This is a genomic window from Escherichia sp. E10V10 (assembly GCF_004211985.1).
Classification (GTDB): Bacteria; Pseudomonadota; Gammaproteobacteria; order Enterobacterales; family Enterobacteriaceae; genus Escherichia.
On the sequence record NZ_RHJO01000027.1, the window covers coordinates 18867 to 39272 of the forward strand.

General features: G+C 49.9%; 21 protein-coding genes. 17 read left to right on the forward strand and 4 right to left on the reverse strand.

Translation table 11 applies throughout. The features are described from left to right. The first annotated feature begins 166 nt into the window (after positions 1-166). The 4 genes from D9736_RS20385 to rimL all read left to right on the forward strand — a co-directional run bounded on the left by D9736_RS20385 (position 167) and on the right by rimL (position 4358). Positions 167-1510, forward strand: a complete 1344-nt coding sequence (locus tag D9736_RS20385; RefSeq protein WP_130259050.1) for a VOC family protein — start codon at positions 167-169, stop codon at positions 1508-1510. Positions 1511-1734: 224 nt separating this feature from the next. Further along, entirely contained in the window at positions 1735-3390 is a 1656-nt protein-coding gene (gene opgD, locus D9736_RS20390) for a glucan biosynthesis protein OpgD (RefSeq protein ID WP_130219280.1), read from the forward strand. Positions 3391-3531: 141 nt separating this feature from the next. Continuing rightward, positions 3532-3756, forward strand: a complete 225-nt coding sequence (locus D9736_RS20395) for a YdcH family protein (protein WP_130259051.1) — start codon at positions 3532-3534, stop codon at positions 3754-3756. 62 nt (positions 3757-3818) lie between these two features. Beyond that, positions 3819-4358: a 50S ribosomal protein L7/L12-serine acetyltransferase gene (gene rimL, locus D9736_RS20400; protein WP_130259052.1), complete on the forward strand. Its 540-nt coding sequence runs from the start codon at positions 3819-3821 to the stop codon at positions 4356-4358. Here rimL and ydcK read toward each other — a convergent pair. Further along, positions 4350-5330, reverse strand: a complete 981-nt coding sequence (gene ydcK / locus D9736_RS20405; protein WP_130259053.1) for a YdcK family protein — start codon at positions 5328-5330, stop codon at positions 4350-4352. The two genes, rimL and ydcK, sit on opposite strands and share 9 nt — an antisense overlap. Positions 5331-5453: 123 nt before the next feature. Here ydcK and tehA point away from each other — a divergent pair, with 123 nt between their 5' ends. From tehA to D9736_RS20420, 3 genes are all read left to right on the forward strand, one after another. Continuing rightward, a complete protein-coding gene (gene tehA, locus D9736_RS20410; protein WP_130259054.1) occupies positions 5454-6446 on the forward strand; it encodes a dicarboxylate transporter/tellurite-resistance protein TehA in 993 nt (330 codons plus the stop codon). Next, positions 6443-7036: a tellurite resistance methyltransferase TehB gene (gene tehB / locus D9736_RS20415; RefSeq protein WP_130219288.1), complete on the forward strand. Its 594-nt coding sequence runs from the start codon at positions 6443-6445 to the stop codon at positions 7034-7036. Before tehA ends, tehB begins: the two co-directional genes overlap by 4 nt. Positions 7037-7333: 297 nt before the next feature. Further along, complete coding sequence (locus D9736_RS20420; protein ID WP_064527441.1) at positions 7334-8002, forward strand: DUF3313 domain-containing protein; 669 nt, start codon at positions 7334-7336, stop codon at positions 8000-8002. Positions 8003-8036: 34 nt separating this feature from the next. Here D9736_RS20420 and ydcO read toward each other — a convergent pair whose 3' ends face one another. Then, on the reverse strand, positions 8037-9248 hold the full coding sequence (gene ydcO, locus D9736_RS20425) for a BenE family transporter YdcO (protein ID WP_130259060.1): 1212 nt from the start codon (positions 9246-9248) through the stop codon (positions 8037-8039). 52 nt (positions 9249-9300) lie between these two features. Here ydcO and D9736_RS20430 point away from each other — a divergent pair, with 52 nt between their 5' ends. Together D9736_RS20430 and rlhA are read left to right on the forward strand one after the other, a co-directional pair. Then, positions 9301-9837 carry an XRE family transcriptional regulator gene (locus D9736_RS20430; RefSeq protein ID WP_130259055.1) on the forward strand — a complete coding sequence of 179 codons (537 nt, stop codon included), beginning with the start codon at positions 9301-9303 and terminating at the stop codon, positions 9835-9837. A 72-nt stretch (positions 9838-9909) separates the two neighbouring features. Further along, positions 9910-11871, forward strand: coding sequence for a 23S rRNA 5-hydroxycytidine C2501 synthase (rlhA, locus tag D9736_RS20435; RefSeq protein WP_130259061.1), 1962 nt, complete (start codon positions 9910-9912; stop codon positions 11869-11871). A gap of 93 nt (positions 11872-11964) precedes the next feature. On the opposite strand, the gene D9736_RS20440 is transcribed toward rlhA, so the two are convergent. Further along, on the reverse strand, positions 11965-12195 hold the full coding sequence (locus D9736_RS20440; RefSeq protein ID WP_130259056.1) for a YncJ family protein: 231 nt from the start codon (positions 12193-12195) through the stop codon (positions 11965-11967). 221 nt (positions 12196-12416) lie between these two features. Here D9736_RS20440 and hicA point away from each other — a divergent pair, with 221 nt between their 5' ends. From hicA to patD, 8 genes are all read left to right on the forward strand, one after another. Then, positions 12417-12593: a type II toxin-antitoxin system mRNA interferase toxin HicA gene (gene hicA, locus D9736_RS20445; protein ID WP_000813796.1), complete on the forward strand. Its 177-nt coding sequence runs from the start codon at positions 12417-12419 to the stop codon at positions 12591-12593. 43 nt (positions 12594-12636) lie between these two features. Further along, positions 12637-13053 (forward strand): type II toxin-antitoxin system antitoxin HicB, encoded by a 417-nt coding sequence (hicB, locus tag D9736_RS20450; RefSeq protein ID WP_130219336.1) that lies wholly within the window; start codon positions 12637-12639, stop codon positions 13051-13053. 79 nt (positions 13054-13132) lie between these two features. Continuing rightward, entirely contained in the window at positions 13133-14542 is a 1410-nt protein-coding gene (locus tag D9736_RS20455) for a PLP-dependent aminotransferase family protein (protein ID WP_130259057.1), read from the forward strand. Positions 14543-14783: 241 nt separating this feature from the next. Then, on the forward strand, positions 14784-15929 hold the full coding sequence (gene ydcS, locus D9736_RS20460; protein WP_130222684.1) for a putative ABC transporter substrate-binding protein YdcS: 1146 nt from the start codon (positions 14784-14786) through the stop codon (positions 15927-15929). Positions 15930-15946: 17 nt separating this feature from the next. After that, positions 15947-16960 (forward strand): ABC transporter ATP-binding protein, encoded by a 1014-nt coding sequence (locus D9736_RS20465; protein ID WP_130222682.1) that lies wholly within the window; start codon positions 15947-15949, stop codon positions 16958-16960. Continuing rightward, entirely contained in the window at positions 16961-17902 is a 942-nt protein-coding gene (locus D9736_RS20470; RefSeq protein WP_001251315.1) for an ABC transporter permease, read from the forward strand. After that, positions 17892-18686, forward strand: coding sequence for an ABC transporter permease (locus tag D9736_RS20475; protein WP_130259058.1), 795 nt, complete (start codon positions 17892-17894; stop codon positions 18684-18686). Before D9736_RS20470 ends, D9736_RS20475 begins: the two co-directional genes overlap by 11 nt. 21 nt (positions 18687-18707) lie before the next feature. After that, a complete protein-coding gene (patD, locus tag D9736_RS20480) occupies positions 18708-20132 on the forward strand; it encodes an aminobutyraldehyde dehydrogenase (RefSeq protein ID WP_130259059.1) in 1425 nt (474 codons plus the stop codon). Positions 20133-20230: 98 nt separating this feature from the next. On the opposite strand, the gene yncL is transcribed toward patD, so the two are convergent. Next, on the reverse strand, positions 20231-20326 hold the full coding sequence (yncL, locus tag D9736_RS20485; protein ID WP_074399477.1) for a stress response membrane protein YncL: 96 nt from the start codon (positions 20324-20326) through the stop codon (positions 20231-20233). Positions 20327-20406 lie beyond the last annotated feature (80 nt).

The following is a 20406-nucleotide window of genomic DNA, read 5'->3' on the forward strand; positions in this document are numbered from 1 at the left end:
TATGATAACTTGATTGCAAAATATTATTAACATTTAAAGTAATTATGTTACATCGAAAACGATAATATTGATGATTTCGCGGCGAGATCACAGTTTGTAAATTCTTCCCACCAGAGTGAATGCGGTTACCTACACTCGAGATAATTGACCACTGGGGGTAGGCATTATGGCGAACAGCATCACAGCGGATGAGATTCGGGAACAGTTTTCGCAGGCAATGTCAGCCATGTATCAACAAGAAGTTCCACAGTACGGTACATTGCTGGAACTGGTCGCTGACGTGAATCTGGCTGTGCTGGAAAATAATCCCCAACTGCATGAAAAAATGGTGAATGCGGATGAACTGGCGAGGCTTAACGTTGAACGTCATGGGGCGATACGTGTGGGAACCGCGCAGGAACTTGCCACATTAAGGCGGATATTCGCCATTATGGGAATGTATCCGGTGAGTTATTACGATCTCTCGCAGGCCGGCGTGCCGGTACATTCTACGGCATTTCGGCCCATCGATGATGCCTCGCTTGCGCGTAATCCTTTCCGCGTTTTTACCTCATTGCTCCGCCTTGAGCTTATCGAAAACAAAACATTGCGCCAAAAGGCGGCGGAGATTTTACGCCAGCGCGATATCTTTACCCCACGTTGTCGGCAACTGTTAGATGAATATGATCGGGAGGGCGGTTTTAGCGAAGCGCAAGCGCGGGAGTTTGTGCGGGAAGCCCTGGAGACATTTCGTTGGCATCAGTCAGCAACGGTAGATGAAGAAACCTATCACGCGTTGCATAACGAGCATCGGCTGATCGCTGATGTAGTCTGTTTTCCGGGCTGTCATATCAATCACCTGACGCCACGCACGCTGGACATTGATCGGGTGCAGTCGATGATGCCCGAGTGCGGTATCGAACCAAAAATTCTCATCGAAGGGCCGCCGCGCCGCGAGGTGCCTATTTTATTGCGTCAAACCAGCTTTAAGGCACTGGAAGAAACGGTTCTGTTTGTGGGGCAACAGCAGGGGAGGCATACCGCGCGATTTGGTGAGATAGAACAGCGCGGAGTGGCGTTAACGCCAAAAGGGCGGCGACTGTATGATGAACTTCTGCGTAATGCCGGAACTGGACAGGATAATCTCACTCATCAACTGCATTTGCAGGAAACCTTTCGCGCTTTCCCGGACAGCGAATTTTTGATGCGCCAGCAAGGGCTGGCATGGTTCCGTTATCGACTGACACCATCGGGTGAAGCGCATCGTCAGGCGATACATCCTGGGGACGATCCGCAACCTTTAATCGAACGTGGCTGGGTTGTCGCACAACCTATTACCTATGAGGATTTTTTGCCGGTGAGTGCGGCGGGGATCTTCCAGTCCAATCTCGGTAACGAAACGCAGACGCGCAGTCATGGTAATGCCAGTCGTGAGGCATTCGAGCAGGCGCTGGGCTGCCAGGTTTTAGATGAATTTCAGTTATACAAGGAAGCGGAAGAACGCAGTAAACGCCGCTGTGGATTGCTTTAAAATCGGGCCATCCTGCTTTGCAAAAATTTGCCTGATTTTACAAATGAATCAGGCTCTTCCCATCGACATAAAAAAATTGCCGATTTATGCATATTCTCTGAGTTCAACAATTGGATTATTAATAAATATTGTCTAGAGTGAGCGGTCATAAATAAGCACTTTCTTGCCGCTGAAAACGACCAGCGCGGGACCATTCACAACACCAGAAGGACTCACTTTCAGGTATGGATCGTAGACGATTTATTAAAGGTTCAATGGCTATGGCCGCCGTGTGCGGTACCAGCGGCATTGCTTCTCTTTTTTCTCAGGCGGCATTCGCGGCAGATTCTGATATTGCCGACGGGCAAACCCAGCGTTTTGACTTCTCCATTCTACAGTCAATGGCGCACGACTTAGCGCAAACAGCGTGGCGTGGTGCCCCGCGTCCGTTACCTGACACTCTGGCGACAATGACGCCGCAGGCTTATAACAGTATTCAATACGACGCCGAAAAATCGCTCTGGCATAACGTCGAGAACCGCCAGCTTGACGCTCAGTTCTTCCATATGGGAATGGGATTCCGTCGCCGCGTTCGTATGTTTTCTGTTGATCCAGCAACACATCTGGCGCGTGAAATTCACTTTCGCCCGGAGTTGTTCAAATACAACGATGCGGGTGTTGATACCAAACAATTAGAAGGGCAAAGCGATCTCGGCTTTGCCGGTTTTCGCGTGTTTAAAGCCCCCGAACTGGCGCGGCGTGATGTAGTATCATTCCTCGGAGCGAGTTATTTCCGCGCCGTTGATGACACGTATCAATACGGTTTGTCGGCCCGCGGCCTGGCGATCGACACTTATACCGACAGCAAAGAAGAGTTCCCCGACTTTACCGCTTTCTGGTTTGATACCGTAAAACCAGGCGCAACCACCTTTACCGTTTATGCCTTACTCGATAGCCCCAGTATTACCGGTGCCTACAAGTTCACCATCCAGTGTGAAAAGAGTCAGGTGATTATGGATGTTGAAAACCATCTGTATGCGCGTAAAGAGATCAAGCAATTGGGTATTGCGCCGATGACCAGTATGTTTAGTTGCGGCACTAACGAACGTCGTATGTGCGATACTATTCATCCGCAAATCCATGATTCCGACCGTCTTTCCATGTGGCGGGGCAACGGTGAGTGGATCTGCCGCCCGCTAAATAATCCGCAGAAATTGCAGTTCAATGCCTACACCGACAATAACCCGAAAGGCTTTGGTTTATTGCAACTGGATCGTGATTTCTCCCATTATCAAGACATCATGGGCTGGTACAACAAACGACCAAGTTTGTGGGTAGAGCCTCGTAATAAATGGGGCAAAGGCACCATTGGTCTGATGGAAATCCCAACAACGGGTGAAACGCTGGATAACATTGTCTGCTTCTGGCAGCCAGAAAAAGCAGTAAAAGCAGGGGACGAGTTTGCATTCCAGTATCGTCTGTACTGGAGCGCACATCCCCCTGTTCAATGTCCATTAGCACGTGTTATGGCGACGCGTACCGGCATGGGAGGTTTTCCGGAAGGTTGGGCGCCGGGTGAGCATTATCCAGAAAAATGGGCGCGTCGTTTTGCCGTCGATTTTGTTGGTGGTGACCTGAAAGCGGCTGCGCCTAAGGGGATTGAACCTGTTATTACGCTCTCCAGCGGTGAAGCGAAGCAAATCGAAATTCTCTACATTGAACCGATTGATGGTTACCGTATTCAATTTGACTGGTATCCGACTTCGGACTCTACTGATCCGGTTGATATGCGGATGTATCTCCGCTGTCAGGGCGATGCCATCAGTGAAACATGGCTGTATCAGTATTTTCCACCAGCTCCGGATAAGCGCAAATACGTTGACGATCGCGTGATGAATTGATCGTCATTTTTTTCGGCACCTTCTGACGGAAGGTGCCGTCTGGTGAAACTCGATCCCGCTCGCATTTTTCCCCAAACTATCTGAGTAATCTGATGATGTGTATTTCATGTACACTTTGTCAGCCACTAACAGGGAGTGCGTATGTTTCCAGAATACCGAGATTTAATATCCCGCCTGAAAAACGAAAATCCTCGCTTTATGTCCTTGTTCGATAAGCACAACAAACTTGATCATGAGATTGCCCGAATGGAAGGATCTGATGGTCGTGGATACAATGCGGAAGTGGTCCGCATGAAAAAACAGAAGCTCCAGTTGAAAGATGAGATGCTCAAAATCCTGCAACAGGAGAGCGTCAAAGAGATGTAAAATTCCTTAAGCCGCCTGGCGGGCGGCTTTTTAAATTGCCGCGCAGATTGACCGGAGGTGACATGACCGAGCCGATAAAAGTTAGTGACTCAATTGAATTACGTTCCGTTGCAGAAAATCACATCACGCCGCTTCATCACTTAATCTGTAAAAATAAAAGCTGGTTACAGAATTCGCTAAACTGGCCACAGTCTGTTAATACCGAAGATGACACGCGAAAAACGGTGCAGGGTAATATGATGTTGCATCAGCGTGGATATGCCAAAATGTTCATGATCTTTAGTGAAGATGAACTTGTTGGCGTCCTGTCTTTTAACCGTATTGAACCGCAGAACAAAGCCGCAGAAATCGGTTACTGGCTGGACGAATCTCATCAGGGGCAGGGGATCATTTCTCAGGCGCTGCAGGCATTGATTCATCATTACGCTCAGTCTGGTGAACTCAGACGCTTCGTGATCAAATGTCGGGTGGACAATCCGCAAAGCAACCAGGTAGCTTTGCGCAATGGTTTTATCCTTGAAGGTTGCCTTAAACAGGCTGAGTTCCTGAATGATGCCTTTGATGATGTGAACTTATACGCGCGTATTATCGATTCACAATAACCCTACTAGTGGCGTTCGCGTAATGCGCTCTTCACCGTTAATGACTTTTGGACCACGGACATGAACCGTGTCGCCATCAAAGGCTTCAACGACGGCGTGGTCGGTTAACTCCACATGGTTTTCAATCATCACCGCACCTGTAATGCGGCTGTTCCCCTGTATGGTGACGTGATTGTCGAGTAAAACCGGACCACCACGTACGAGTGCATGACCACCCACCAGAACATGATGTTTTAACACACAATTGCCTTCCACCGAGGCATGTTCCGCTACCTGCGAACTGTAATGAAGCGTGGGAATGGCATCTTCTTCTGTTCCGGCGATCACACGTGCGTGTCCGTAGACTTTCGCGCAGTCACACAGCCAGACGTTGTTCTCTTCATTACCTTCAATACTTGCAAAATCAAAAACTTCGGCGCGATGTTCAATGAACGCAAATTTCACAATGGCATCACCATATATTTGCGCCTGATGAACAATGCGCGAGGCGCTGACTCTTGCGCGATCATAAATTTGCAACTGAAGATGGTGGTCGGGCGTTAAACCTTGCGCAGCGACAACCATTGAGTTCTGATCAATGCAGACATGACCAGAAATCCTGCAATTTCCGCATATTAATGAATCATTGATTGTGACGTTGTCACTTATCAGGGCACCCTGACTGATTTTGCTATTATCGATCCAGACGTTATCCTTCGCGCAAACATCGCCCCATAGCTCGCTGCTTCCGGTGATGCGTGTATTACCGGATATCACCGTTCCGGCAAACGCGATGGCATTCTGGTCATAGATCCAACAATTTCCGTCCTGGGCCAATACGGTTTCATTATCAATCCAGCCGCCAGGCGTTCCGGCTATTACGTCATTAAAATCAGCGATGGCAATAATCTGCCGCAATAAAACACTCTTTTTATCGCTATCTTCCTGATAACTAAAAGCTCGTTGTTCTTCACTAAGACGATATTTGCGCATAGCGTTTTCCCGCAGGTGACCTACTATAACCGTAGCAAATTCTGTGACTCTGGCTATGTTTAGCAAATTTCCATAAAATGCATTTCAAATATACTTTATAAATTCAACAAAATGAGTAAGAAGATGCAGAGCGATAAAGTGCTCAATTTACCGGCAGGTTACTTTGGCATTGTGTTGGGGACGATAGGGATGGGATTTGCCTGGCGCTATGCCAGCCAGGTTTGGCAGGTCAGTCACTGGTTCGGCGATGGGCTGGTGATTCTGGCAATGATCATTTGGGGATTACTGACTAGCGCATTTATTACCCGACTCATACGCTTTCCGCATAGCGTGCTGGCGGAAGTGCGTCATCCAGTGATGAGCAGTTTTGTGAGTTTGTTTCCGGCAACAACGATGCTGGTGGCAATTGGTTTTGTCCCCTGGTTTCGTCCGCTGGCGGTGGGCCTGTTCAGTATTGGTGTGGTGATACAACTGACTTATGCCGCCTGGCAAACAGCCGGTTTATGGCGCGGTTCCCATCCTGAGGAAGCTACGACACCCGGACTTTATTTACCTACTGTTGCCAACAACTTCATCAGTGCAATGGCCTGTGGAGCATTGGGCTACACCGATGCTGGTCTGGTATTTTTAGGGGCTGGTGTTTTCTCCTGGTTAAGTCTTGAGCCGGTGATCCTTCAGCGTCTGCGCAGCTCGGGAGAGTTGCCCACGGCACTGCGTACATCGTTGGGTATTCAGCTTGCACCGGCGCTGGTGGCATGTAGCGCCTGGTTGAGCGTTAACGGTGGCGAGGGCGATACGCTGGCGAAAATGCTTTTCGGTTACGGTCTGCTGCAACTTCTTTTTATGTTACGCCTGATGCCGTGGTATCTCTCCCAGCCCTTTAATGCCTCATTCTGGAGTTTCTCGTTCGGCGTATCTGCACTGGCAACCACCGGTTTGCATTTAGGAAGCGGTAACGACAATGGCTTTTTCCATACCCTGGCTGTGCCGCTATTTATTTTTACCAATTTTATTATCGCATTACTGCTCATCCGTACTTTCGCGCTTCTGATGCAGGGAAAATTGTTAATCAGAACCGAGCGCGCCGTTTTAATGAAAGCTGAGGACAAAGAATGATCATTCGTGATGAAAACTACTTCACTGATAAATATGAATTAACCCGCACACACTCTGAAGTTCTGGAAGCGGTGAAAGTGGTTAAGCCGGGTAAAACGCTGGATCTGGGCTGTGGTAATGGCCGTAACAGCCTTTACCTGGCTGCCAATGGTTATGATGTCGACGCATGGGATAAAAATGCCATGAGCATTGCCAACGTCGAACGCATCAAATCCATTGAAAAACTGGAAAATTTGCGCACCCAGGTTGTTGATCTAAATAGCCTGACCTTTGATGGACAATACGATTTTATTCTTTCTACCGTGGTGCTGATGTTCCTGGAGGCGAAAACCATTCCTGGACTGATTGCCAATATGCAGCGTTGCACCAAACCCGGTGGTTATAACTTGATTGTGGCAGCAATGGACACCGCTGATTTTCCATGTACCGTCGGATTCCCCTTTGCCTTTAAAGAAGGGGAGTTACGTCAATATTACGAAGGCTGGGAGATGCTGAAATACAATGAAGACGTGGGTGAACTTCACCGCACCGACGCTAACGGCAATCGCATTAAACTACGTTTCGCCACGATGCTGGCACGTAAAAAATAAGCTAACAGGGCAAGGCGCATGAAAATGCCCACGTGAGATGTTTAACTGTTTTTTTTCGGTAAGCATATTTTTTATCGAGGTGATGTGAAATAAATCACAGTGGTTGAAGTTTTTTATCGGCTTAACTGCCTGAAATTTAACAACTGATGATTGACTCTGCCCCCTTTTCGTCATTGACTATATTGTCAGAAAAGGGGCTGGAAAATTTATTTTCACCAACACTTTTTTTGCCACAACACGAAGCGGTACTTTTTGCTATAACTTAAAAAGTAATATAATCATCTCAGGAAACTATTCATGCGTACCACATCAATTGCGAAAGTTGCGGCTTTATGCGGCTTGTTGGCTCTGTCAGGTTGTGCCTCTAAAATCACCCAGCCAGATAAATATTCTGGTTTTTTAAACAATTACTCCAACCTTCAAGAAACAACTTCAGCAACGGGCAAACCGGTATTACGCTGGGTTGATCCAAATTTTGATCAAAGTAAATATGACAGCATCGTCTGGAACCCAATCACCTATTATCCGGTGCCTAAACCTTCTACCCAGGTAGGGCAAAAAGTTCTGGATAGAATTTTGAGCTATACCAATACTGAAATGAAAGAAGCCATCTCACAGCGTAAACCACTGGTTACTACCGCTGGGCCTCGTAGTCTGATTTTCCGTGGTGCTATTACTGGTGTAGATACCAGCAAAGAAGGGTTACAGTTCTATGAAGTTGTTCCTGTCGCATTAGTGGTAGCGGGGACGCAAATGGCGACGGGTCACCGTACCATGGACACCCGCCTGTACTTTGAAGGTGAGCTGATTGATGCGGCTACCAACAAACCAGTTATCAAAGTGGTTCGTCAGGGCGAAGGTAAGGACCTGAACAACGAAAGCACCCCAATGGCTTTCGAAAATATTAAGCAAGTTATTGATGACATGGCGACCGACGCGACCATGTTTGACGTTAACAAAAAGTAATGCCAGTCGCGCCATCGCAAGATGGCGCTTCTGATTATCGGCTTCTGTCAGCGATCAAATTCAATACTACATAACAGACACCACCGGCAATTAACCCCCAAAACGCCGAGCCAATACCGACCAGCGTCAGCCCACTTGCCGTTACCAGAAAAGCCACCACAGCAGCATCGCGCTCACGCTCATTATGCAAAGCCTGATACAAACTGCCTCCGATGGTACTTAACAGCGCCAGACCAGCCAGCATCTGGATCCAACTTACAGGCAGGGCAGCCATCATCCCGGTAATGGCACTGCCAAACAGACCCGCCAGTAAATAAAAGACGCCAGCCGCAGCGGCAGCCAGCCAACGCTGATCTTTGTCCGGGTGTGCCTCTGGGCTCTGGCAAATAGCCGCAGTGATAGCCGCAATACCTACGGAATAGACGCCGAAAGGAGAAAACAGAAGCGCCAGTAATCCAGTAAATACAATCAATGGCGAAACAGGAGCCGAATACCCAGCTGCTTTCATCGCCGCAATCCCCGGTGCGTTTTGCGAAGCCATCGTCACCAGAAAAAGGGGGAGTGCAACGCTCAAACTGTGAGCAAGCGAAAATTCAGGGGCGAGATAAGCGGGGAGAACGGGTTTGAAAACGATATCTTTTGTGACAACGTCACCTTGTGCGATAACGACCACGATCCCAACAATCATCGCCGCAATTACCGCATAACGCGGCGCAAAAGCCTTTGTCGCCAGCCACGCCAGCAACATACTACCGCATAACATAAACTGACCATCCAGGCTGGCAAACGCCTGTAAACCAAAGCGTAACAAAATTCCGGCCAGCATTGCCGCTGCCAGCGAGTGCGGAATAATACGCATCAGACGGGCGAATAATCCTGTCACACCACAGAGAACAATTAGCGCATTCGTGACAATAAAAACGCCGATGGCCTGGTTTAGCGTTAGTCCCTGTAACCCGGTGACCAGCAACGCAGCACCGGGTGTTGACCATGCGGTAAGAACAGGCACGCGATACCATAATGTCAGGGCAATAGTACTGACGCCCATCGCCAGTCCCAGCGCCGTCATCCATCCGGAAATTTGCTCTGTGGTGGCTCCAGCGACGATCGCCGCTTGCCAGATTATTGCCGCAGAGCTGGCATAGCCAATCAGGACCGCCAGAAACCCTGCAAGCAGCGTGGGAGGAGGAATGGAAAACAGACGCATAGTTACCTCGTGCGTTATAGCGTACAGGCACCGTAGCATTTGTCCGTTATAACGCACAAGTGATAAACTCCCGTTTTGCAGGAGGAGTCGCATGGAAAATCTCGCTCGCTTTTTATCCACTACGCTTAAACATCTTCGTCAGCAGCGGGGCTGGAGTCTTTCGCGACTGGCAGAAGCGACGGGCGTTTCAAAAGCGATGTTAGGGCAGATTGAACGTAATGAATCCAGCCCGACGGTCGCAACATTATGGAAAATAGCTACCGGGATGAACGTACCGTTTTCGACGTTTATTTCGCCGCCGCAGACCGCTACGCCATCCGTTTATGATCCACAACAGCAGACAATGGTGATCACTTCTTTATTTCCTTATGATCCGCAACTCTGCTTTGAACATTTCTCGATCCTGATGGCCCCCGGTGCAATAAGCGAATCGACGCCGCACGAAAAGGGTGTTATCGAGCATGTTGTCGTCATTGATGGGCTGCTTGACCTGTGCGTTGGTGGTGAGTGGCGAAGCCTTAAAAGTGGAGAAGGTGAACGCTTTGCCGCAGATGTTGCCCATGCCTATTGCAACCGTGGCGAGCAAACCGTGCATTTTCATTCCATTATCCATTACCCGCGTAGTTGAACAGGAAAACTATTTCGCAACGTCGCGCTTGTGGCTAAAATAACCGCCTTTTTTCAGCTACTGGATAAGAAAGTGACCGTATCTTCTCATCGTCTTGAACTGTTAAGCCCGGCACGCGATGCCGCCATTGCCCGCGAAGCTATATTGCACGGTGCCGATGCTGTTTATATCGGCGGCCCTGGTTTTGGTGCCCGTCATAACGCCAGTAATAGTCTGAAAGATATCGCCGAACTGGTGCCATTTGCCCACCGTTATGGTGCAAAAATTTTCGTCACGCTTAACACCATTTTGCATGACGACGAACTGGAACCGGCGCAACGACTGATTACCGATCTTTACCAGACAGGCGTAGATGCGCTGATTGTTCAGGACATGGGGATTCTGGAACTTGATATTCCGCCGATTGAACTGCACGCAAGTACGCAGTGTGATATTCGTACTGTAGAGAAAGCGAAGTTCCTCTCTGACGTTGGCTTTACCCAGATTGTGCTGGCGCGTGAGCTTAACCTGGAGCAGATTCGTGCGATTCATCAGGCCACGGACGCGACTATTGAGTTCTTTATTCATGGCGCATTGTGTGTGGCATATTCCGGTCAGTGCTACATTTCTCATGCACAAACGGGACGTAGCGCCAACCGTGGTGATTGCTCCCAGGCGTGCCGTTTGCCATACACGTTGAAAGACGATCAGGGGCGGGTGGTTTCTTATGAAAAACATCTGCTGTCGATGAAAGATAACGATCAGACTGCCAACCTGGGCGCGTTGATCGATGCGGGCGTGCGTTCTTTCAAGATAGAAGGGCGTTACAAAGATATGAGCTACGTGAAGAATATCACCGCCCATTATCGCCAGATGCTGGATGCCATTATTGAAGAGCGCGGCGATCTGGCTCGTGCTTCATCAGGTCGTACTGAACATTTCTTTGTGCCTTCGACAGAAAAAACCTTCCATCGTGGTAGCACAGACTACTTTGTTAACGCGCGTAAAGGTGACATTGGCGCGTTCGATTCGCCGAAATTTATCGGCCTGCCGGTGGGTGAAGTATTGAAAGTGGCGAAAGATTATCTCGATGTTGCCGTCACCGAGCCACTGGCAAATGGCGATGGCCTGAACGTAATGATTAAACGTGAAGTAGTCGGCTTTCGTGCCAATACGGTAGAGAAAACCGGAGAAAATCACTACCGCGTCTGGCCAAATGAAATGCCAGCAGATTTGCATAAAATTCGCCCACATCATCCGCTTAACCGTAACCTTGACCATAACTGGCAACAGGCACTGACGAAAACCTCCAGCGAGCGTCGGGTAGCGGTAGACATTGAACTGGGTGGCTGGCAAGAACAACTCATTCTGACGTTAACCAGCGAAGAGGGCGTTAGCATCACTCATACCCTGGATGGGCAGTTCGACGAAGCGAATAACGCCGAAAAAGCGCTGAATAACCTGAAAGATGGCCTGGCAAAACTGGGGCAAACCATCTATTACGCCCGCGATGTGCAAATTAATTTGCCGGGGGCGCTGTTTGTGCCAAACAGTCTGTTAAATCAGTTCCGCCGTGAAGCCGTCGAAATGCTGGATGCTGCACGTCTTGCCAGCTACCAGCGCGGCAGTCGTAAACCGGTTGCTGAACCTGCGCCGGTTTATCCGCAAACGCATTTGAGCTTCCTTGCTAACGTCTACAACCATAAAGCACGCGAGTTCTATCATCGCTATGGCGTACAACTGATTGATGCGGCGTATGAAGCGCATGAAGAGAAGGGCGAAGTCCCGGTGATGATCACCAAACACTGCCTGCGCTTTGCTTTCAATCTGTGTCCGAAACAGGCGAAAGGTAATATTAAAAGCTGGAAGGCAACGCCGATGCAACTGGTTAACGGTGATGAAGTACTAACGCTGAAGTTTGATTGCCGCCCGTGTGAGATGCACGTCATCGGAAAAATCAAAAATCATATTCTGAAAATGCCGTTACCGGGAAGCGTTGTCGCATCTGTAAGCCCGGATGATCTGCTGAAAACATTGCCGAAGCGGAAAGGATAAAACGCAAGCTTTCAGGGGTATTCACAACTCATTGAATCTGCATGATATTGTCAGCCGGATAAGGCGTTCATGCCGCATCCGGCAACAAACGACTCAACGTTGTCCCGTTTCTGGTTTGCGTGATTTTTGCCAGTAATAATGCTCGCGCAAACCTTCCGCCGACTCTTCCGCCACAGCACGCAATTCATCGCTGTCCGCTTCATGACGTAGTTGATGATCCACATTCTTCACCCACAAAAATTCATGTCCGTTGTGTCCCGCCATGAGCTGTCCTGAGAACAGCGCACAAGTTAATAAGACAACCGATAACGCTTTCGTAAACATCCCGCCACCCGTTTATTACACTTTGCCGCTATGATGCCGATAGTTTCTTTGAGTTATTATTCTGTTTTGCAAATTAGCGCAAAGAATTTCTGGAACCTGCCTTCCTGATTTGGCACTGCTTTCCACCATTGCGGCGAATTAGTGCTATTTTCGAGCAAATTAAAAAAGGAGGTAAACATTAATGTTTACTTTGTTGATATACTCAGCGGCAGGGAGGCGATGTGAAACAAAGCGAGTTCAGACGTTGGCTCGAATCTCAGGGCGTCGATGTGGCGAATGGCAGCAACCATTTGAAACTCAGGTTTCAGGGGCGACGCAGTGTCATGCCGCGTCACCCCAGTGACGAGATCAAAGAACCATTGCGTAAAGCAATCCTGAAACAACTCGGTTTAAATTAATCGCCATCAGAAGGTTAATGACATGCGAGAGACAGTCAAAATTATGCGTTATCCCGTCACTCTTACACCTGCGCCGGAAGGCGGTTATGTGGTTTCTTTTGTAGATATCCCTGAAGCGTTAACGCAGGGAGAAACTGTCGCTGAAGCGATGGAAGCAGCAAAAGATGCCTTACTCACCGCATTTGATTTTTATTTTGAAGATAACGAGCTAATTCCGTTACCTTCGCCATTAAATAACAACGATCACTTTATTGAAGTGCCTTTAAGTGTCGCTTCTAAGGTATTGCTGTTAAATGCTTTTTTACAGTCAGATATCACCCAGCAAGAGCTGGCGAGGCGGATTGGTAAACCCAGGCAGGAGATCACTCGCTTGTTTGATTTGCATCATGCGACAAAAATCGACGCCGTCCAGCTTGCGGCTAAAGCCCTGGGCAAAGAGTTATCGCTGGTAATGGTTTAATTACAGTTAACGTAAAGTTGTCATTTTTAACAACTGATATAGACTGCCGGATCACCTGCACATAATAACGATCCAATTAATGAAAAAATACCAGCAGCTCGCAGAACTATTACGTGAGCAAATCGCGTCAGGCATCTGGCAACCCGGCGACCGCCTGCCTTCTCTACGTGAACAGGTTGCGCTTTCTGGCATGAGCTTTATGACAGTCGGTCATGCTTATCAGTTGCTCGAAAGTCAGGGATATATTATTGCGCGGCCGCAGTCAGGTTATTACGTTGCGCCGCGCACGGTGAAATCACCGCAGGCACCTGCGATTCCGGTAACGCGTGATGAAACGGTCGATATTAACACCTATATTTTTGACATGTTGCAGGCCAGTCGCGATCCGTCGGTAGTACCGTTTGCTTCAGCCTTTCCCGATCCGCACCTGTTTCCGCTACAGCAACTGAACCGCTCACTGGCGCAGGTGAGTAAAATCGCCACGGCGATGAGCGTGATTGAAAACTTGCCGCCAGGGAATGCAGAACTGCGTCAGGCTATTGCTCGTCGCTATGCCTTACAAGGCATCACTATTTCTCCTGATGAAATTGTCATTACCGCCGGGGCGTTAGAGGCATTAAACCTCAGTTTGCAAGCGGTAACCGAACCGGGCGATTGGGTGATTGTCGAGAATCCTTGTTTCTACGGTGCGTTGCAGGCGCTGGAGCGGCTACGGTTGAAAGCGTTATCGGTGGCGACGGACGTTAAAGAAGGGATAGATCTTCAGGCGCTGGAACTGGCGTTGCAGGAGTATCCGGTGAAAGCGTGCTGGCTGATGACTAATAGCCAGAATCCACTCGGATTTACCTTAACGCCACAGAAAAAAGCGCGGCTGGTAGCGTTGCTCAATCAGTACAACGTGATGTTAATTGAAGATGACGTTTACAGTGAGCTTTACTTTGGTCGGGAAAAACCGCTACCCGCGAAAGCGTGGGATCGTCACGATGGTGTACTACTTTGCTCATCATTTTCTAAATGTCTGGTGCCAGGTTTTCGCATTGGTTGGGTCGCTGCCGGAAAACATGCACGCAAAATTCAACGCTTGCAGTTGATGAGTACGCTTTCCACCAGCTCACCGATGCAGCTTGCGCTGGTGGATTACCTTTCTACTCGCCGTTACGATGCCCATCTTCGTCGTCTACGTCGCCAGCTTGCGGAACGTAAACAACGTGCCTGGCAGGCGCTGCTGCGTTATCTGCCTGCGGAAGTGAAAATTCATCACAATGACAGCGGTTATTTTCTCTGGCTGGAGCTTCCCGAACCGTTAGATGCGGGTGAATTAAGCGTTCAGGCATTGGCGCATCACATCAGTATTGCGCCGGGTAAAATGTTTTCTACTGGCGAAAGTTGGTCACGTTTTTTCCGTTTTAATACTGCATGGCAGTGGGGCGAGCGCGAAGAACAAGCGGTTAAACAATTAGGTCACCTTATTAAAGAATACCTGAAATAGATCCTCATTTAATTTCTCTCAGGTTGGGTAATATGAATTTCGAATAGAAGCTATATTTCCTAACCCATTGTCTATACTCCAGAAGATAGCCTCACAAACGCCATAATGCGCGTTAGCTCACATCCTGATTAAATTTTCTCGGGGGCGAGGGTGCGCCTGCAAGCCGCCGACTATGGTTAAACAAGGAGATATTTTTACGGCACGGCGGCTGAACAATTAATTACAACAGGAGTAAGACTTTATGAGCAAGACATTTGCCCGCAGCAGCCTGTGTGCGCTTACCATGACATTAATGACCGCCCACGCCGCCGAACAGCCTACCAATTTAGATAAACCGGAAGGACGACTGGATATTATCGCCTGGCCGGGATACATCGAACGCGGACAAACCGATAAACAATACGACTGGGTGACGCAATTTGAAAAAGAAACAGGTTGCGCGGTCAATGTGAAAACTGCGGCGACTTCCGATGAAATGGTCAGCCTGATGACCAAAGGAGGTTACGATCTGGTCACGGCGTCCGGCGATGCCTCGCTGCGTTTGATTATGGGTAAACGCGTGCAGCCGATTAATACTGCATTGATTCCCAACTGGAAAACGCTCGATCCGCGCGTGGTTAAAGGCGACTGGTTTAACGTGGGCGGCAAAGTCTATGGCACGCCATATCAATGGGGTCCGAACCTGTTGATGTACAACACCAAAACCTTCCCGACACCACCAGATAGCTGGCAAGTGGTTTTTGTTGAGCAGAATCTACCGGACGGTCAGAGTAATAAAGGCCGCGTACAGGCTTATGACGGCCCTATCTACATTGCGGATGCTGCGCTGTTCGTCAAAGCGACTCAGCCGCAGTTGGGTATCTCCGATCCATACCAACTCACCGAACAACAATATCAGGCGGTACTGAAAGTGCTGCGCGATCAACATGGCTTGATCCATCGCTACTGGCATGACACCAGCGTGCAAATGAGCGATTTCAAGAACGAGGGCGTGGTGGCCTCCAGCGCCTGGCCGTATCAGGCCAACGCATTGAAAGGCGAAGGCCAACCGATCGCCACCGTCTTCCCGAAAGAGGGTGTTACCGGCTGGGCAGACACCACCATGCTACATAGCGAAGCGAAACATCCGGTTTGCGCCTACAAATGGATGAACTGGTCATTAACGCCGAAGGTGCAGGGCGATGTAGCGGCCTGGTTTGGTTCGCTGCCGGTAGTACCGGAAGGCTGCAAAGCCAGTCCGTTGCTGGGTGATAAAGGCTGTGAAACCAACGGCTTTAACTATTTCGATAAAATTGCCTTCTGGAAAACGCCTATAGCCGAAGGGGGCAAGTTTGTTCCCTACAGTCGCTGGACGCAGGATTACATTGCCATTATGGGCGGTCGCTAACTTCGCTGGGGTGTTATATGACGTACGCAGTGGAGTTTGACAACGTCTCGCGGTTGTACGGCGACGTGCGCGCGGTAGATGGCGTCAGTATTGCGATAAAAGATGGTGAGTTCTTCTCTATGCTGGGACCATCCGGCTCCGGCAAAACCACCTGCCTGCGCCTGATTGCTGGCTTCGAACAGCTTTCCGGCGGGGCGATTGCTATCTTCGGCAAACCAGCCAGTAATCTACCGCCGTGGGAGCGGGACGTGAATACCGTCTTCCAGGACTACGCGCTGTTTCCCCATATGTCGATTCTCGAGAATGTGGCCTACGGGCTAATGGTTAAAGGCGTGGATAAAAAGCAGCGGTACGCAATGGCGCAAGAGGCGCTGGAGAAAGTGGCGTTGGGGTTTGTACAGCAACGTAAACCGTCACAGCTTTCTGGTGGTCAGCGCCAGCGAGTCGCCATCGCCAGAGCACTGGTGAACGAACCGCGCGTGTTGTTGCTGGATGAACCGCTCGGCGCGCTGGATCTCAAATTGCGCGAACAAATGCAGCTTGAGCTGAAAAAACTGCAACAGTCTCTCGGTATCACTTTTATCTTCGTTACCCACGATCAGGGCGAAGCGTTATCGATGTCCGATCGTGTGGCGGTTTTCAATAATGGACGCATTGAGCAAGTCGATTCTCCGCGCGATCTCTATATGCGCCCGCGCACGCCGTTTGTTGCGGGATTCGTCGGGACATCCAACGTTTTTGATCCGCTAATGGCCGAGAATCTTTGCGGCATGATGGGCAGTTTTGCCCTGCGGCCGGAACATATTCGCCTGAATACACCTGGTGAAGTGCAGGCCAATGGCACAATTCAGGCGGTGCAATATCAGGGGGCAACCACACGTTTTGAACTGAAACTTAACAGCGGTGAAAAACTGCTGGTTAGCCAGGCAAATGTAACGGGCGAAGACTTACCCAACACGCTCACGGCGGGTCAACAGGTGATGGTTTCCTGGGCGCGTGATGTGATGGTGCCGCTGGTTGAGGAGAGGTGAATGGCGATGAACGTATTGCAATCACCTTCACGTCCAGGTCTGGGTAAGGTGTCCGGTTTCTTCTGGCGTAATCCGGGGCTGGGGCTGTTTTTGCTGCTGCTTGGCCCGCTAATGTGGTTTGGTATCGTCTATTTCGGCTCGCTGCTGACGTTGTTATGGCAGGGCTTTTATACCTTTGACGATTTCACCATGTCGGTAACGCCGGAACTGACGCTGGCGAATATCCGTGCGCTGTTTAATCCGGCGAATTACGACATCATTCTCCGCACACTGACAATGGCTGTGGCAGTCACTATCGCCAGTGCTATTCTGGCCTTTCCGATGGCGTGGTATATGGCGCGCTATACCAGCGGCAAAATGAAAGCGTTCTTTTACATTGCGGTGATGTTGCCCATGTGGGCAAGCTACATTGTTAAAGCCTATGCCTGGACCTTATTGCTGGCTAAAGACGGTGTGGCGCAGTGGTTTTTACAACATCTGGGGCTGGAGCCACTACTCACGGCATTTCTCACACTACCGGCAGTGGGTGGTAATACGCTGTCAACTTCCGGGCTGGGGCGCTTTCTGGTGTTTCTCTATATCTGGCTGCCGTTCATGATCCTGCCCGTGCAGGCGGCGCTTGAGCGTTTGCCGCCGTCATTGTTGCAGGCGTCGGCTGATCTTGGCGCGCGTCCACGGCAAACCTTTCGCTATGTGGTGCTGCCGCTGGCGATCCCGGGTATTGCCGCTGGCTCTATCTTTACCTTCTCACTCACACTGGGCGATTTTATCGTCCCGCAGCTGGTTGGCCCTCCAGGATATTTTATCGGCAATATGGTTTATTCCCAGCAGGGGGCGATTGGCAATATGCCGATGGCTGCGGCTTTTACTCTGGTGCCGATAGTCCTTATCGCACTCTATCTGGCGTTCGTGAAACGTCTGGGAGCGTTCGATGCACTCTGAACGCGCACCGTTTTTCCTCAAACTGGCGGCCTGGGGCGGCGTGGTTTTCCTACATTTTCCCATCCTGATTATCGCCGCTTATGCGTTTAACACTGAAGATGCGGCGTTTAGTTTTCCACCGCAAGGCCTGACGCTGCGCTGGTTTAGCGTGGCAGCACAGCGTAGTGATATTCTTGATGCCGTGACACTGTCACTTAAAGTGGCGTCGCTGGCGACGTTAATTGCGCTGGTGTTAGGGACGCTGGCAGCTGCCGCGCTGTGGCGACGAGACTTTTTCGGCAAAAACGCCATTTCGCTGTTACTGCTGCTGCCCATTGCGCTGCCGGGCATTGTCACGGGTCTGGCGCTATTAACCGCGTTTAAAACCATCAATCTGGAGCCTGGCTTTTTCACCATCGTCGTCGGTCATGCGACTTTTTGCGTAGTGGTGGTGTTTAACAATGTCATCGCCCGTTTTCGCCGCACCTCGTGGAGTCTGGTTGAGGCGTCAATGGATCTTGGGGCCAATGGCTGGCAAACCTTTCGTTATGTGGTATTGCCGAATCTTAGTTCGGCGCTACTGGCAGGAGGGATGCTGGCGTTTGCCTTGTCGTTCGATGAAATCATCGTTACGACCTTTACGGCAGGTCATGAACGAACGTTACCGTTGTGGTTGCTCAATCAGCTTGGGCGACCACGTGATGTACCGGTAACCAACGTGGTGGCACTGCTGGTTATGTTGGTAACAACCTTGCCGATCCTGGGGGCCTGGTGGCTAACCCGCGAAGGCGACAATGGTCAATAACCACTGATACAGGAATATGCTATGCAACATAAGTTACTGATTAACGGAGAACTGGTTAGCGGCGAAGGGGAAAAACAGCCTGTCTATAATCCGGCAACGGGGGACGTTTTACTGGAGATTGCCGAGGCATCGGCAGAACAGGTGGATGCTGCTGTGCGCGCGGCAGATGCAGCATTTGCCGAATGGGGGCAAACCACGCCGAAGGTGCGCGCAGAATGCCTGCTTAAACTGGCTGATGTTATCGAAGAAAATGGTCAGGTTTTTGCCGAACTGGAGTCCCGTAACTGTGGCAAACCGCTGCATAGTGCGTTCAATGATGAAATCCCGGCGATTGTCGATGTCTTTCGCTTTTTCGCCGGTGCGGCGCGCTGTCTGAATGGTCTGGCGGCAGGTGAATATCTCGAGGGACATACTTCTATGATCCGCCGCGATCCGTTGGGCGTTGTGGCTTCTATTGCACCCTGGAACTACCCATTGATGATGGCAGCATGGAAACTGGCTCCGGCACTGGCGGCGGGGAACTGCGTGGTACTTAAACCATCAGAAATCACGCCGCTGACCGCACTAAAACTTGCAGAGTTGGCGAAAGATATCTTCCCGCCGGGCGTGATCAACGTACTGTTTGGCCGGGGCCAGACCGTGGGCGATCCGCTGACCGGGCATCAAAAAGTGCGCATGGTTTCGCTGACGGGATCTATCGCCACCGGTGAGCACATCATCAGCCATACCGCGCCATCCATTAAGCGTACCCACATGGAGTTAGGTGGCAAAGCGCCTGTCATTGTTTTTGATGATGCTGATATTGAAGCTGTGGTCGAAGGTGTACGCACGTTTGGTTATTACAACGCAGGGCAGGATTGCACCGCAGCTTGTCGAATCTACGCGCAAAAAGGCATTTACGATGCGCTGGTGGAAAAACTGGGCGCCGCTGTCGCAACCCTGAAGTCGGGCGCGCCGGATGACGAATCAACGGAACTGGGGCCGTTGAGTTCCCAGGCTCATCTCGACCGCGTCAGCAAAGCAGTGGAAGAGGCGAAAGCGACGGGACACATTAAAGTGGTCACCGGCGGGGAGAAACGAAAAGGTAACGGTTATTACTATGCGCCGACGCTGCTGGCAGGCGCATTGCAAGAAGATGCTATCGTTCAAAGAGAGGTATTTGGTCCAGTGGTGAGCGTGACTGTCTTCGATAATGAAGAACAGGTAGTGAACTGGGCAAATGACAGCCAGTATGGTTTAGCCTCTTCAGTGTGGACGAAAGATGTAGGTCGGGCGCATCGCGTTAGTGCACGTCTGCAATATGGCTGCACGTGGGTCAATACCCATTTCATGCTGGTAAGTGAAATGCCGCACGGTGGTCAGAAACTTTCAGGTTACGGCAAGGATATGTCACTTTATGGGCTGGAGGATTACACCGTTGTCCGCCACGTAATGGTTAAACATTAAGGATAATATTGTAGCCAGGGAGAGTGTGAGAAGATCTAGCGCACTGTCAGAGAGTTGATATCTCTCTGACAGTGTGTACTGCGTGCAATATCGCTACATTAAATAAACCAACCAAATCTCATAGAGATAAGAGCAAACAATCCAACAGCAGCAAAGAGATTTATAAGCACTACAGTTCTACTGGAAACATTCATATTTTGCCACCTTTCGTCATAGCCCCTATGTGTATAGTACGGGTTAAGTAAATCCGCAATGTAGTGGTCAACAAAAACTA

Bases quoted from the DNA above. Each gene is read 5' to 3' on its own strand.
- D9736_RS20385 (WP_130259050.1), top strand. From the start codon at position 167: ATGGCGAACAGCATCACAGCGGATGAGATTCGGGAACAGTTTTCGCAG.
- opgD (WP_130219280.1), top strand. From the start codon at position 1,735: ATGGATCGTAGACGATTTATTAAAGGTTCAATGGCTATGGCCGCCGTG.
- D9736_RS20395 (WP_130259051.1), top strand. From the start codon at position 3,532: ATGTTTCCAGAATACCGAGATTTAATATCCCGCCTGAAAAACGAAAAT.
- rimL (WP_130259052.1), top strand. From the start codon at position 3,819: ATGACCGAGCCGATAAAAGTTAGTGACTCAATTGAATTACGTTCCGTT.
- ydcK (WP_130259053.1), bottom strand. From the start codon at position 5,330: ATGCGCAAATATCGTCTTAGTGAAGAACAACGAGCTTTTAGTTATCAG.
- tehA (WP_130259054.1), top strand. From the start codon at position 5,454: ATGCAGAGCGATAAAGTGCTCAATTTACCGGCAGGTTACTTTGGCATT.
- tehB (WP_130219288.1), top strand. From the start codon at position 6,443: ATGATCATTCGTGATGAAAACTACTTCACTGATAAATATGAATTAACC.
- D9736_RS20420 (WP_064527441.1), top strand. From the start codon at position 7,334: ATGCGTACCACATCAATTGCGAAAGTTGCGGCTTTATGCGGCTTGTTG.
- ydcO (WP_130259060.1), bottom strand. From the start codon at position 9,248: ATGCTACGGTGCCTGTACGCTATAACGCACGAGGTAACTATGCGTCTG.
- D9736_RS20430 (WP_130259055.1), top strand. From the start codon at position 9,301: ATGGAAAATCTCGCTCGCTTTTTATCCACTACGCTTAAACATCTTCGT.
- D9736_RS20440 (WP_130259056.1), bottom strand. From the start codon at position 12,195: ATGTTTACGAAAGCGTTATCGGTTGTCTTATTAACTTGTGCGCTGTTC.
- hicB (WP_130219336.1), top strand. From the start codon at position 12,637: ATGCGTTATCCCGTCACTCTTACACCTGCGCCGGAAGGCGGTTATGTG.
- D9736_RS20455 (WP_130259057.1), top strand. From the start codon at position 13,133: ATGAAAAAATACCAGCAGCTCGCAGAACTATTACGTGAGCAAATCGCG.
- ydcS (WP_130222684.1), top strand. From the start codon at position 14,784: ATGAGCAAGACATTTGCCCGCAGCAGCCTGTGTGCGCTTACCATGACA.
- D9736_RS20465 (WP_130222682.1), top strand. From the start codon at position 15,947: ATGACGTACGCAGTGGAGTTTGACAACGTCTCGCGGTTGTACGGCGAC.
- D9736_RS20470 (WP_001251315.1), top strand. From the start codon at position 16,961: ATGGCGATGAACGTATTGCAATCACCTTCACGTCCAGGTCTGGGTAAG.
- D9736_RS20475 (WP_130259058.1), top strand. From the start codon at position 17,892: ATGCACTCTGAACGCGCACCGTTTTTCCTCAAACTGGCGGCCTGGGGC.
- patD (WP_130259059.1), top strand. From the start codon at position 18,708: ATGCAACATAAGTTACTGATTAACGGAGAACTGGTTAGCGGCGAAGGG.
- yncL (WP_074399477.1), bottom strand. From the start codon at position 20,326: ATGAATGTTTCCAGTAGAACTGTAGTGCTTATAAATCTCTTTGCTGCT.